This is a genomic window from Enterobacter cloacae complex sp. SHL009, from assembly GCF_049237205.1.
GTDB classification, from domain to species: Bacteria; Pseudomonadota; Gammaproteobacteria; order Enterobacterales; family Enterobacteriaceae; genus Enterobacter; species Enterobacter cloacae_M.
On sequence record NZ_JBMKIW010000002.1, the window covers coordinates 170,305 to 182,613 of the forward strand.

General features: G+C 59.7%; 13 protein-coding genes. 7 read left to right on the forward strand and 6 right to left on the reverse strand.

From position 1 onward, the window contains the following. Positions 1-164: 164 nt before the first annotated feature. The gene (fosA, locus tag ACOTZC_RS07280; protein WP_148244983.1) at positions 165-590 is read left to right on the forward strand and encodes a FosA/FosA2 family fosfomycin resistance glutathione transferase; all 426 of its coding nucleotides are present in this window, start codon (positions 165-167) and stop codon (positions 588-590) included. Here fosA and ACOTZC_RS07285 read toward each other — a convergent pair. Then, positions 576-1,583, reverse strand: a complete 1,008-nt coding sequence (locus ACOTZC_RS07285) for a LacI family DNA-binding transcriptional regulator (protein ID WP_047173264.1) — start codon at positions 1,581-1,583, stop codon at positions 576-578. The genes fosA and ACOTZC_RS07285 overlap by 15 nt on opposite strands. A gap of 185 nt (positions 1,584-1,768) precedes the next feature. Between ACOTZC_RS07285 and ACOTZC_RS07290 the strand changes: the two genes are divergently transcribed. Together ACOTZC_RS07290 and ACOTZC_RS07295 are read left to right on the forward strand one after the other, a co-directional pair. Then, positions 1,769-2,857 carry a cellulase family glycosylhydrolase gene (locus tag ACOTZC_RS07290; protein WP_047173265.1) on the forward strand — a complete coding sequence of 363 codons (1,089 nt, stop codon included), beginning with the start codon at positions 1,769-1,771 and terminating at the stop codon, positions 2,855-2,857. A gap of 50 nt (positions 2,858-2,907) precedes the next feature. Further along, on the forward strand, positions 2,908-4,302 hold the full coding sequence (locus ACOTZC_RS07295) for an MFS transporter (protein WP_248196687.1): 1,395 nt from the start codon (positions 2,908-2,910) through the stop codon (positions 4,300-4,302). A 37-nt stretch (positions 4,303-4,339) separates the two neighbouring features. Here ACOTZC_RS07295 and ACOTZC_RS07300 read toward each other — a convergent pair whose 3' ends face one another. The 5 genes from ACOTZC_RS07300 to ACOTZC_RS07320 form a co-directional block, all read right to left on the reverse strand. Then, entirely contained in the window at positions 4,340-5,581 is a 1,242-nt protein-coding gene (locus ACOTZC_RS07300) for a hypothetical protein (RefSeq protein ID WP_248196685.1), read from the reverse strand. Between the two features lie 125 nt (positions 5,582-5,706). Continuing rightward, positions 5,707-6,528 (reverse strand): alpha/beta fold hydrolase, encoded by an 822-nt coding sequence (locus ACOTZC_RS07305; RefSeq protein WP_248196683.1) that lies wholly within the window; start codon positions 6,526-6,528, stop codon positions 5,707-5,709. Positions 6,529-6,558: 30 nt separating this feature from the next. Then, positions 6,559-8,178 carry an MFS transporter gene (locus ACOTZC_RS07310; RefSeq protein WP_045404555.1) on the reverse strand — a complete coding sequence of 540 codons (1,620 nt, stop codon included), beginning with the start codon at positions 8,176-8,178 and terminating at the stop codon, positions 6,559-6,561. Then, positions 8,175-8,582, reverse strand: a complete 408-nt coding sequence (locus ACOTZC_RS07315; protein ID WP_045404554.1) for a DoxX family protein — start codon at positions 8,580-8,582, stop codon at positions 8,175-8,177. The genes ACOTZC_RS07310 and ACOTZC_RS07315 overlap by 4 nt, the downstream gene beginning before the upstream one ends. Then, a complete protein-coding gene (locus ACOTZC_RS07320) occupies positions 8,582-10,453 on the reverse strand; it encodes an amidohydrolase (RefSeq protein WP_421635698.1) in 1,872 nt (623 codons plus the stop codon). Before ACOTZC_RS07320 ends, ACOTZC_RS07315 begins: the two co-directional genes overlap by 1 nt. A 218-nt stretch (positions 10,454-10,671) precedes the next feature. Here ACOTZC_RS07320 and ACOTZC_RS07325 point away from each other — a divergent pair, with 218 nt between their 5' ends. The 4 genes from ACOTZC_RS07325 to ACOTZC_RS07340 all read left to right on the forward strand — a co-directional run bounded on the left by ACOTZC_RS07325 (position 10,672) and on the right by ACOTZC_RS07340 (position 12,302). Beyond that, complete coding sequence (locus ACOTZC_RS07325; protein WP_045404549.1) at positions 10,672-11,358, forward strand: hydrolase; 687 nt, start codon at positions 10,672-10,674, stop codon at positions 11,356-11,358. Positions 11,359-11,419: 61 nt separating this feature from the next. Continuing rightward, positions 11,420-11,641, forward strand: coding sequence for a DUF1427 family protein (locus ACOTZC_RS07330; RefSeq protein WP_024909508.1), 222 nt, complete (start codon positions 11,420-11,422; stop codon positions 11,639-11,641). Beyond that, complete coding sequence (locus ACOTZC_RS07335; RefSeq protein WP_024909507.1) at positions 11,638-11,901, forward strand: XapX domain-containing protein; 264 nt, start codon at positions 11,638-11,640, stop codon at positions 11,899-11,901. The genes ACOTZC_RS07330 and ACOTZC_RS07335 overlap by 4 nt, the downstream gene beginning before the upstream one ends. 20 nt (positions 11,902-11,921) lie before the next feature. After that, entirely contained in the window at positions 11,922-12,302 is a 381-nt protein-coding gene (locus ACOTZC_RS07340; protein WP_041911343.1) for a response regulator transcription factor, read from the forward strand. Positions 12,303-12,309 lie beyond the last annotated feature (7 nt).

Consider the following 12,309-nt stretch of genomic DNA (forward strand, 5'->3'; position numbering starts at 1 on the left):
TTAGAAATGTGAAAGCCGCCTTTCGGCGGCTATCTGAAAATGGGGAAAACTACTCCGTGCCGCCTTTAAGAAGGCAGCCACCAGCGGTTTACGGTGAGCACGGCGTGGTTTATGTTCATCTCTTTACCGTACCACGTCCGGCGCGAAAAACAAAAGGGCACGTCATGCTGCAATCACTCAACCATCTGACCCTCGCGGTCAGCGACCTGCAAAAAAGCGTCACCTTCTGGCACGAGCTGCTGGGGCTTGCGCTGCACGCCCGCTGGAATACCGGGGCCTATCTCACCTGCGGCGATCTGTGGGTCTGCCTGTCTTACGACGAGGCGCGCCGGTACGTGCCGCCGCAGGAGAGCGACTACACCCATTATGCGTTTACCGTCGCGGAAGCGGATTTTGAACCGTTCTCGAACAAGCTGGAGCAGGCGGGCGTCACCGTCTGGAAGCAGAACAAAAGTGAGGGGGCATCGTTCTATTTTCTCGACCCGGACGGGCACAAGCTGGAACTGCACGTGGGCAGCCTCGCCGCGCGGCTGGCGGCGTGTCGCGAGAAGCCCTATGCGGGCATGGTGTTTACCTCAGACGAGGCTTGAGGCGCGCACCTTCAGCCTGCCCGCCAGCGTCACGTGCGTGGCGGCATCTTCCTGATTACACAGGTACTCCACCGCCAGCCGTCCCAGCTCGCTGTAGGGCAGCTGGATACTGGTCAGCGGCGGGGTGAGCTGCTCTGAGATCTTCTGGTCGTCGTAGCCCGCCAGCAGCATATCCTGAGGGATGCGCACGCCGTTCACCGCCAGCGCCTGATAGCAGCCAATCGCCAGCCAGTCGCTGGCGCAGAAGATGGCGTCCGGGCGCTCGGCCAGTTCCAGCAGGGCAGTTGTGGCGGTAAAGGACTCGCTGAACTGCCAGTTGGTCTGCCGCACCAGGTCGTCGTCGCACGCGAGTCCGGCCTGCTGCAGCGCCGCCTGGTAGCCCGCCAGACGCTGGCGCGAGGCCTCCATCCAGCTCTCGCCGGTGATGTGGGCGATGCGCGTGGCCCCGCAGGCGATGAGGTGTTTAGTGACCTGGAAGGCGTTGGCGTAGTCGTCCGGGATAAACGACGGCAGCAGCGGCGAGCCGGGGTCGCGCTGGTTGAGCAGCACCAGTGGGATGCGGGTGCAGTCCTGGAACGCCGTCATGTCCACCAGCGTGGTGACCGGAGAGGCTAGAATAATCCCGATGCAGTTGCGCTTCTCCAGCTGGCGGATGATGTTCAGCGCCAGCTCGATGTCGTCGCCGTAGTCGTAGACGGTGAGCAGGGTCTCGTTGCGCCACGCGGCTTCACGCGCCTGGCTGATGGCGTCGATAAACGGGTCGAAGCTCTGCATGGAGCTCACCAGCAGGGCGATCTCTTCCTGGTTGCGCGGGGCGTGAACGGCGGGGAGGCGGTCGTAGCCGAGCTCGGTGGCGACGCTAATCACCCGCTGGCGGGTGTCGTCGCTGAGCTTGATGTTGCGGGACTGGTTAAGCACCAGCGATACCGTCGCCTGCGACACGCCCGCCGCCCGAGCTATATCGTTCATCGTCACTTTCGTTTTTCGCTTCATCCGTCCTCTCCCTTTCGCGACTTCGCATCATACCCTAACCGCACGCTTACGCGCCGTCGATCACGTTTCTCATTCATCGAAGCGTGAACTTTGTGAGGGGCATCGCTTTTCTTCACGCCATGATTTGCGCATTTATCCTGCAACTAATATTTATTAGCTAAATATTATCAGTGAGAGGACGCGTAATGAAAGAGCAGTGGAGCAGGGAGCAGGCACAGGCGTGGTATGAGCAAAAAGGCTGGCTGTGCGGGTTTAACTATCTGCCGTCGACGGCGGTGAACTGGACCGATATCTGGCAGGCAGAAACCTTCGACGCCGGGACGATTGACCGCGAGCTGGGCTGGGCGGCGGAGGCGGGCTACAACACCCTGCGCATCAACCTGCCGTTTATCGTCTGGGAGCACGACCGCGACGGGCTGATGGCGCGCATCGACCGCTTTTTGACGATTGCCGACGGTCGCGGCTTCAGCACCATGCTGACCCTGATGGACGACTGCGGCTTCTCCGGCGACGAGCCGTACCTCGGCCCGCAAAAGCCGCCGGTGCCGGGCAAGCACAACAGCCAGGCGGCGGCGAGCCCGGGGCGCGACAGGGTGTGCGATCCCGACTGCTGGGCAGACATTGAGCGCTATATCCGCGACGTTGTCCGCCAGTTCCGCGACGATAGGCGCGTCCTGCTGTGGGATCTCTATAACGAGCCGGGCAACCGCGGCATTTTCGCGACCGGCACGCAGGAGGTGCAGTACGACGCGAAGCTGGAGACCTGCGCCCACGCGCTGATGAAGCTCGCATTCCAGTGGGTGCGTGAAGAAGACCCGACCCAGCCGCTCACCGTCTGCGCCTGGCGTCTGCCGCCGGAAGAGGAGGGCGAGACGTTCTTCCGGCATCCGCTGGACCAGACCGCGCTGGCGCTCTCGGACGTGGTGAGCTTCCACGCCTACACCCACACCGGGCGGATGACGGCGATTATCCAGCAGCTGCAGACGCTCGGTCGCCCGCTGTTCTGCACCGAATGGCTGGCGCGCCACGTGGGCAGCACCATCGAAGAGCAGCTCCCGCTGATGTACGCGGCGAAGGTCGCGCCGTACCAGTGGGGGCTGGTGCGCGGCAAAACCCAGACCTGGCTGCCGTGGCCGGTGGTGATGAAAGAGTCCACGGACTACTGCCGCCTCTGGTTCCACGACGTGTTCGAGGAGAACGGCATTCCGTTCTCGCGCCGTGAAATCGCATTAATGCAGCAGCTGCGCAAGATCGCCCCGAAAGTTAAGGGCTAATAATATCGACCCGGCGGACCACCGCCGGGCAACCAGGCAGGCATATAACAATGGCAACGACAATGAAAATACCGTCTCGCGAGCTGTGGTCTTATTTTGGCTATGGTTTAGGTCAGTGTTTTAGCTTTGGTTTAGTGGGTTCGTTTATTAACTATTTTTACACCGACGTGCTGGGGATTTCGGCGCTGGCGGCGAGCACCATCTTCCTGATTGCCCGCGCTTGGGACGCGGTTCACGATCCGCTGTTTGCCAGCATCATGGATACCATTAACAGCCGGTTCGGCAAGTTTCGCCACTTTTTACTGATCGCGCCTTTGCTGATCACCGGCGTCACGCTGCTGTCGTTCTATAAAATCGAAGCGGACATGACCACCAAAATCCTCTACGCTGGGGTGACCTACATCCTGTGGGGGACGCTGTACGCCATCTCCGATATCCCGTTCTGGTCGATGTCGTCGGTGATGACCAACGACTCCGCCCAGCGCACCCGCGCGGTGACGGCGGCGATGCTCGGGGTGAACGCGGGGATTGCCTGCGCCAACATCTTCTTCCCGAAGCTGGCGGCGTTCTTCGCCCAGTACAGCAACGATAAAGGTTATTTTATGGCGGCGCTGGTGATGATGCTGGTGGGCCTGCCGCTGATGCTTAACGGCTTTATGCAGATCAAAGAGCGCGTGCCGCCGAGCCCGGAAAAGGTGACCATCCGCGACACCTTCCACAACCTGCGTCAGAACAAGCCGCTGTTTATCGTCCTGCTGTCGTTCTTTTTCTGCGTGTTTCATAACGTGGCGGGCGGGCTGTATATCTACTTCTTTATCAACAATCTGGGCGACGGCAGCCTGCAGATGGCGATTGGCGTGATGGGCATTGTGGCGGCGGTGCTGTGTCTGGTCGCGCCGATGCTGACGCGGCGGATGCAAAAGCGGAAGCTGTTTATGATCCTCTGCGGGCTGGACGTGGCGGTGCGCGTGGTTATGTGGTTTGTCGGGTATCAGCAGGTGACGATGCTGTTTATTCTGCTCGGCCTGAGCACCGTGTTCGTGATGATGACCAACATCCTCACCTCGTCGATGATTGCCGACACCATCGAGTACGCGGAGTACCACACCCACAAGCGCTGCGCGGCGATCACCTTCTCCGGGCAGACCTTTACCGGCAAGATGTCGGTGGCTGTGGGCGGCGGGTTAATCGGCGTGTTCCTGACGATGATCGGCTACGTGCCGCAGGCGCAAATCCAGAGCGAAGGCGTGCTGTCGGGGCTGTTCTTCGGGATCTGCCTGCTGCCGGCGATAGGGTCGCTGATCCGCATGGGCTTTATGTCGCGCTTTACCTTTACCGAGGAGAAGCATGCGGAGATTTGTCGGCTGCTGGCGGAGCGCGAGCACGGAGTTGTGCAACGTGGTGAGCCTGGGCAGAAGCATGAGCCTAGGCTTACGGTGAATTGATTAAGTAGCGCCCGCGCTGCGGGCGTTTCTTAAAAGGCTACTTGATATCATGAAGCAACTTTAATAAAAGGCTTTCATCGGTAGATTTAATTTTCTGAAAATAAACAGGCTCAGCTATAGGAGAATCCCATTGGTGTATCTCATCCTTCTTAAACGGGATACATTTCATAGCGGTGTTTTTTAATCGTTTTATGCGAAGGTCATATTCGTCAAAGTTGTCTGGCGTAGTTTTCAGGCTCAGCGATCTGGCATGATTGATTTGCGTAGGGCAAATAAGCTGAATGTTTCCAAGCGAGAAAATGTTTACGCCGGTGATAAAGAATCTCGAAGGGATATCTTTATAATAACGTGTGTTCCACGTTAAACCATCAAACATCGCTGGTGGGTGAGTGTGAGTATCTATGTAATATTGATGTGTGCGCCAATCGCTTATGCCGGAAAGATTCATGGTCATGTTAATGACCATATTGGGGGTGGGGCGGAAAATCATTGTCAGGACAAGCATGCTGACGGGAATAATGATTAGTGTATAAATGATTATTTGCAATAAACTTTTATTTTTCTTTTCATTTATCAGGATTATTCCTGGGAAAATACCCACAATAATCATCGCGACCGAGAGTGCAAGGAAAATGATAACCTGTAAGAACGTATTACTTTCTTCGTTAAAATCTAGCTGACCCGCGATAAAAATGAGTGGGAAGATTTGTGTAAAAGCAGGTGCAATCAATAACAGAGGCAGACAGTTCCTGATGGCCTTTTTCTGCAAATATTTTACATCACGCGTATCATCAACATCCTTGTACGAGTGAACGTTGAACATAAGCTTGTAGCATAAGCCATACGATGCGGCCAGTATTATGGCTATCGCTAAGGCAAGAACGATAAAACCATTTATATCCAGAAAAAATTGTAAGCAGAACGCTCCGATAAGCACAACGCACATCACAAAGCTATTACCAAAACAGACTGAGGTAAAGCTATGTGTTAAACCTTCGTATTTAACAAACTCTTTCTCATGTGCGGTGTAAATTAAGTAAGTAAGGAAAGATGAGATAAAAATGACAAGGCTGAAACCAAGTAGTGAGACAAGGGTAAACCCAAATATTATTCCTACTGCGCTACTCACGCTTAATGCATCATATAAAATATCAAGCCGGTCAATATTCGCAAGATAGAACCATATAACGCTAAATGTACAGGCTGTGACAAATGAAGAGGATGTTAAAATAGCGATGATAAACTTTCGGGTTAGCCGCTTATGAAGCTGGATATTCATCTTATGTCGTCTCCCTTTGAAATGAAGGAATACTAGTCACAAAGGAGAGGGAGTTCTACGCTCAAATTTAGTATGCCGGGAAGTGCATATTCAGGCTGACGCCTTCTGGCGTCAGCCCCGGGAAATTACAGTGACTTCACAAATGCCAGCAGATCTTCGTTGAGCTGGTCCTGGTGGGTCAGCGCGAAGCCGTGCGGCGCGTTGTCGTACACCTTCAGCGTGGCGTTTTTGATCATCTCTGCCGCCAGCTTGCCGGTGCTTTCAAACGGCACGATCTGGTCGTTACTGCCGTGGATCACCAGCGTCGGCACGTCGATTTTCGCCATGTCCGGGCGGAAGTCGGTTTCGCCGAACGCGGTCACGCAGTCGATGGTGCCCTTCAGGGACGCCAGCAGGGCGATGTTCAGCGTCTGGGTCAGGGCACCGGCGGAAACGGTCTGCCCGGCGTTGATGCCGTAGAACGGCGTCGCGAAGTCGCTGATGAACTGGGCGCGATCTTTACGCAGCCCGTCGCGAATGCCGTCGAACACGCTCTGATCCACGCCCTGCGGGAAGGAGTCGGATTTGCCGAAGATAGGCGTTACCGCGCCCAGCAGCGCCAGACCTGCCACGCGCGCGCTGCCGTAGTTGTTGATGTAGCGGGTCACGTCGCCGCCGCCCATGGAGAAGCCCACCAGCGTCACGTCCTGCAGGTCCAGGGTGGTGATCAGGTCGTTGATGTCGGACGCAAAGGTGTCGTAGTCATAGCCGTTCCACGGCTGATCCGAGCGGCCAAAGCCGCGGCGGTCAAAGGCGATGGCGCGGAAGCCGCGCTCCGCCAGGTAGTTCAGCTGGCTGTCCCACATGTCGCCGTCCAGCGGCCAGCCGTGGCTGAAGAGAACCGATTTGCCCGCGCCGCCGTCCTTGTAGTAAATCTGCGTGCCGTCTTTTGCCTTAAACGTTGCCATAGTGTGTTCCTGTGCAGGTGATGGTTATGGTTATACCGGCGCGACCAGGTAGCGAATTGCCGGTGATGTTGTGCCCTGATGAAAAGCCAGAACGCGGCTCTGCAGCAGGAGGTCATTCATGGTGTGGCGCTCCTGCTGGCGCAGATGCTCAATCCAGGAGCCCATCAGGAAGGTCTCGATAAACAGGCCGGGACGCTCGATATCCTCGTACACCGCCCAGCTCATCGCCCCGGCGCGGCGGCGCACCCGGCGCAGCTCGTGAACCGCCTCCAGGAAGGCCTTCGTATTCTGCGGGTCGATGATGTACTCGTGCGACACAAGCACCGGGCCGCGCTCGTTCGGCAGGTCAATCTCCACGCCGTCCAGCGGCTGGCCGCTGAGGTCGAGGTTCAGGTCGGGATCTTTGCCCAGCTTCCAGCGGAGCACCGTCGCGCTCGCCAGCACCATCCCCAGCGTGGCGACCACCAGCGATGTCGGGGTGCCGAAGCGGGAGGCGATCTGCCCCCAGATGGCGCTGCCCGCGGTCATCGAGCCGAAGAACACCGTCAGGTAGACCGCCAGCGCGCGGGCCTTCACCCAGCGGGCGGCGCTGCGCTGCGCGCCGAGGTTCAGTGTTGAGAGCACCGCAATCCAAGCGAAGCCGGTGAAGAACTCAAACAGGTTGAGCAGCCAGACGTGGCGCACGAACGCCAGCGCCAGCATGGTGAGGGCAAAGGTCAGGCTGGCGGCCACCATCAGGCGGTCGGCGTCGAGCCGCTGGCGCAGGCGCGGCAGAAGGATCGCCCCGGCAATCGCCCCCAGGCCAATGCACGCCAGCATCACGCCGTAGCCCGCCGGGCCTAAGCCCAGCTCGCGGCGCGCCACCAGCGGCAGAAGCGCCCAGCCCGCGCTGCCGAAAACAAAGAAGGCCACGGTGCGTACCAGCACGTTGCGCAGCACCGGCGCGGCGTGCACGTAGCGGATGCCGGAGCGCACCGCGGAGAAGAAGTGCTCCGGCGGCAGGTGCTGAATGGACGGTGCCGGACGCCAGCGCCACAGCACCCACGCCACGCCGACCACGGAGAGCGCGTTCAGGGCAAACACCATCCACGGCCCGGCGAGCGAGAGCAGAAAACCGCCCAGCGCGGGGCCAATCGCCCGGCTGATGTTCACCCCGAGCGAGTTCAGCGCCACGGCGGCGCCCAGCTCGGGCTTGCTCACCAGATCGGGCACCACGGCCTGGAACGGCGGCGAGCTCATCGCCGCGCCCACGCTCAGCAGGAACGTCGCCACCAGCAGAACGGTGGGGGTGACGTGTCCGGTGAAGGAGAGCACCGTCAGCCCGGCGGCGGCGATGAACACCCACAGCTGGGAGAAGAGCAGGTATTTACGTCGGTCGACGATGTCCGCCATCACCCCGGACGGCAGGGCGAAGAGGAACATCGGCAGGCTGCTGGCCGCCTGCACCAGCGCGATATCTAAAGGATCGGCGCTCAGGGTCAGCATGCTCCAGTTGATGCCGACGTCGCTCATCCATGAGCCGACGTTAGAGACCACCGTGGCGATCCACAGCATGCGGAACACCGGCTGGCTCAGCGGCTGCCAGGGCGAAACCGTCGATGCGGGCGTCGTCTCGACGTGTGCGTCGCGAACGTCGTTAACCTGGGTCATGCGAACCTCTCCGCTGTCTTACGCTGCAGCCGCCACTGGCCCGGCCCGGTGAGGGCGAGGGTGGTGAAGATAATCAGCAGCAGCCAGCCAAACTGCCCTTCGGCAATCGACCAGTTGGGGTGGACCGCCAGCATCGCCACCAGCAGCACGGCGATAATCGGCAGGCACGCCAGGCGGGTGTACACGCCCGCAATGATAAACAGCGGGCAGATCACCTCGGCGACAATCGCCGGGATCAGGCTCGCCCAGGGCCCGAAGCCGAACGGATCTTCAATGCGCGTCAGCTCGTCGCTGAAGTGCAGCACCTTCGGCAGGCCGTGCACGTAGAGCAGCAGCAGGCTGCCGGTCAGGCGCAGGAAGAACAGCCCCAGGTCGACCCGGGGCAGAGCAAAGGTGTTTTTCATCAGAATGCAAAGCAGCTGCAGCCCAGCGCCCCCCAGAAAGCGTTATCGTCGGACACCGGCATCTCTGACATGCGGGCGAAATCATGCTGGTGGCTGTGAACCCCGCACGGGCCGCTGCAGTGATGAACGGCGCTCATCCCGACGCGGGCGGCCTGCGGCGGCGCGCTGCGGTAGTGGCCCGGCACCTTCACCACCGGGGACCACTCGGGCAGAACCGGAATGGCAGGCGGCGCGAGCGGACCAAAGCTGCCTGCGGCGTAAACGATATCGCCGTTGACCACCGTCAGGACGGACTCGATGCCCTTGATCTCCTCTTCCGGCACGCGGAAGTAGTCTTTGCTCAGCACGGCCAGGTCGGCGAGCTGGCCGACCTTGATCTGCCCCTTCTGGTTCTGCTCGCTGGAGAACCACGCGCTGCCCTGGGTCCAGAGCATCAGGGCGGTATCGCGGTCCAGACGGGCGCTGTGGTCGTACATCTGCATTCCGCCGACGGTGCGGCCGGAGACCAGCCAGTAGAGCGCGGTCCACGGGTTGTAGCTCGCCACGCGGGTGGCGTCCGTCCCTAAGCCCACCGGCACGCCGGTCTCGAGCATTTTCGCCACCGGCGGCGTGTGGCGGGTGGCTTCGATGCCGTAGCGCTCGGCAAAGTATTCCCCCTGGAAGGCCATGCGGTGCTGCACGGCAATGCCGCCGCCGAGCGCTTTGATGCGGTCGATATTGGCCTGGGTAACGGTTTCCGCATGGTCGAAGAACCAGTGCAGGCCGTTGAACGGAATGTCGCGGTTCACCTTCTCGAACACGTCCAGCATGCGGCTGATGGATTCGTTGTAGGTAGCGTGCAGGCGGAACGGCCAGCGGTGCTCCACCAGATGGCGCACCACGCGCTCCAGCTCGTCCTCCATGCCCGGCGCGAGGTCCGGGCGCGGCTCGAGGAAGTCTTCAAAATCGGCGGCGGAGAAGACCAGCATCTCGCCCGCGCCGTTGTGGCGGAAGAAGTCGCTGCCCTGGCCCGGCGTGAGCATGTCGGTCCATTTTTCAAAATCTTCCAGCTCGTGGCCCGGACGCTGGGTAAACAGGTTGTAGGCGATGCGGATGGTCATCTGCTTTTTCTCGTGCAGCTCGGCAATCACCTCGTAATCTTCCGGGTAGTTCTGGAAGCCGCCGCCCGCGTCGATGGCGCTGGTCAGCCCCAGACGGTTCAGCTCGCGCATGAACTGGCGGGTGGAGTTAACCTGCTGCTCCAGCGGCAGCTTCGGCCCTTTCGCCAGCGTGGCGTAGAGGATCATGGCGTTTGGACGGGCGATCAGCATCCCGGTCGGGTTGCCGTTGGCGTCGCGCTGGATCTCCCCGCCCGGCGGGTTTGGCGTGTCTTTGGTGTAGCCGACCACCTTCAGCGCGGCGCGGTTGAGCAGGGCGCGGTCGTACAGGTGCAGGATGAAGACCGGGGTATCCGGCGCGGCGTCGTTAATTTCGTCCAGGGTCGGCATGCGGCGCTCGGCAAACTGGAACTCGGTCCAGCCGCCCACCACGCGCACCCACTGGGGCGACGGCGTGCGCAGGGCCTGCTCTTTCAGCATCCGCAGGGCGTCGGCCAGCGACGGCACGCCTTCCCAGCGCAGCTCGAGGTTGTAGTTCAGCCCGCCGCGAATGAGGTGCAGGTGCGAGTCGTTCAGGCCGGGGATGGCGGTGTGGCCTTTTAAGTCGATTACTTTGGTGCCTTCGCAGTGGTGTTGCATCACCTCGGCGACGGTACCCACTTCCAGAAATTTTCCGTCGCGCACGGCAACGGCTTCCGCGACAGGATTTTCGCGATCGACGGTGTGAAACTGGCCGTTAACCAGAATGAGATCGGCTTTACCGAGGGTAACCATAAACTGCTCCTGACTGAGAGGGGAATGGTCAGGATTATGGGAACCGGTTTCGGCAAAGATCCAGTTATACAATAGGATAGGTATACCAAAGTATAACTATACCTAAGGTTAACTATACGAAGAGATAATTACGCGCAGGGACGGAAAACCGCAGGATGAGGGTGACTTTATCGTCGCGGCGCTCGCGGCGATTTCACCCTTAACCACTGGAAAATGCTATGACCTCTTCAAAGCTCGAAGTGTTAACCCCTGCGAACTGTCAGATCATCTTTATCGATCACCAGCCTCAGATGGCGTTTGGCGTGCAGTCGATTGACCGCCAGGTGCTGAAAAACAACACCGTGGCGCTGGCGAAAGCGGCTAAGGTGTTCAACATCCCGACCATCATCACCACCGTAGAGACCGAAAGCTTCTCCGGCAATACCTATCCTGAACTGCTGGATGTATTCCCGGGTCAGGACATTCTGGAGCGTACCTCCATGAACTCCTGGGACGACCAGAAGGTGCGCGACGCGCTGAAGGCCAACGGCAAGAAGAAGGTCGTGGTGGCCGGTCTGTGGACCGAAGTGTGCAACAACAGCTTTGCCCTGTGCGCGATGCTGGAAGGCGACTACGAAATTTATATGGTGGCGGACGCGTCCGGCGGCACCTCCAAAGAAGCCCACGACTACGCGATGCAGCGCATGATCCAGGCGGGCGTGATCCCGGTGACCTGGCAGCAGGTAATGCTGGAGTGGCAGCGCGACTGGGCGCGTAAAGAGACCTACACCGCGGTGATGGATATCGTGCGTGAGCACTCCGGCGCGTACGGCATGGGCGTGGATTACGCCTACACCATGGTGCACAAAGCGCCGTCTCGCCAGAAGAGCGAGCACCACACCTTAGCGCCGGTCCCGGCTCGCTAAGTTCCGCTGGCGGGCTGGTCCCTCATCCGGCTCGCCGCTGCCTCTTTCTCTGGAGTTCACAATGAGTACTGGGCTGATATCCCTTGCGGCAGGCGTGTTGATTGGCCTGATGTATGCCGTGCTGAAGGTGCGATCCCCCGCGCCGCCCGCGCTGGCGCTGATTGGTCTGCTGGGGATGCTGGCGGGTGAACAGGCGACGCGCCATCTCTTATCCCGCGACGGCGCCCCACCTCCTCAGGTGACCGTTCCGCAGGCGGCATCGCAGACGGGAGCGTCATCATGAAAGCATGGATAATTTCGCTGGTGTGCGGCGTGGTTGCTGGGGTAATTTACGCTCTGCTCGACGTCCATTCCCCGGCACCACCGGTTGTCGCCCTGCTTGGCCTGTTTGGCATGCTGGTGGGCGAACAGCTTATCCCGGTGGGACGACGTTTACTGAGTCGCGAACCGCTCACCCTCGCCTGGTTTCGTCACGAATGCGTACCGAAAATCAGCGGCACGGCGCCCCCTGCGCCCGCGAAGGACCCTCGCGACGTTAAATGACTGGTTAGAGGAATAACAGCATGACGCTGCCGTGGCGCATTGCCATCATTGATGACGAACGTTCCGTCCGCAGCGGGTTGAGTAATCTCCTGGAGTCGGAAGGCTATTCAACCGACACGTTTGATTCGGCAGAGGTATTTCTGAGCCATCCGCTTGCCCTGTCCGGCGCGGCGCTGGTGATCACCGATATCAAGCTCCGGGGCATGAGCGGCCTTGAGCTGTTTGACAAGCTGCGGCTGCTGGCCGTACCGCCTCCGCCCGTGCTCTTTATCTCCGGTCATGCTGATGAAAATATGCAGCGGTACGCTCTTAATCTGGGCGCCGCTGCTTTTTTGCGTAAGCCGATTAACATCGATATTCTGCTGGATCATATTCAGCGGGAGCTGGCCCGCCGACAATAAGGATCGC

Bases quoted from the DNA above. Each gene is read 5' to 3' on its own strand.
- ACOTZC_RS07335 (WP_024909507.1), top strand. From the start codon at position 11,638: ATGAAAGCATGGATAATTTCGCTGGTGTGCGGCGTGGTTGCTGGGGTA.
- ACOTZC_RS07340 (WP_041911343.1), top strand. From the start codon at position 11,922: ATGACGCTGCCGTGGCGCATTGCCATCATTGATGACGAACGTTCCGTC.
- ACOTZC_RS07310 (WP_045404555.1), bottom strand. From the start codon at position 8,178: ATGACCCAGGTTAACGACGTTCGCGACGCACACGTCGAGACGACGCCC.
- ACOTZC_RS07285 (WP_047173264.1), bottom strand. From the start codon at position 1,583: ATGAAGCGAAAAACGAAAGTGACGATGAACGATATAGCTCGGGCGGCG.
- ACOTZC_RS07290 (WP_047173265.1), top strand. From the start codon at position 1,769: ATGAAAGAGCAGTGGAGCAGGGAGCAGGCACAGGCGTGGTATGAGCAA.
- ACOTZC_RS07320 (WP_421635698.1), bottom strand. From the start codon at position 10,453: ATGGTTACCCTCGGTAAAGCCGATCTCATTCTGGTTAACGGCCAGTTT.
- ACOTZC_RS07315 (WP_045404554.1), bottom strand. From the start codon at position 8,582: ATGAAAAACACCTTTGCTCTGCCCCGGGTCGACCTGGGGCTGTTCTTC.
- ACOTZC_RS07295 (WP_248196687.1), top strand. From the start codon at position 2,908: ATGGCAACGACAATGAAAATACCGTCTCGCGAGCTGTGGTCTTATTTT.
- ACOTZC_RS07300 (WP_248196685.1), bottom strand. From the start codon at position 5,581: ATGAATATCCAGCTTCATAAGCGGCTAACCCGAAAGTTTATCATCGCT.
- ACOTZC_RS07305 (WP_248196683.1), bottom strand. From the start codon at position 6,528: ATGGCAACGTTTAAGGCAAAAGACGGCACGCAGATTTACTACAAGGAC.
- ACOTZC_RS07325 (WP_045404549.1), top strand. From the start codon at position 10,672: ATGACCTCTTCAAAGCTCGAAGTGTTAACCCCTGCGAACTGTCAGATC.
- ACOTZC_RS07330 (WP_024909508.1), top strand. From the start codon at position 11,420: ATGAGTACTGGGCTGATATCCCTTGCGGCAGGCGTGTTGATTGGCCTG.
- fosA (WP_148244983.1), top strand. From the start codon at position 165: ATGCTGCAATCACTCAACCATCTGACCCTCGCGGTCAGCGACCTGCAA.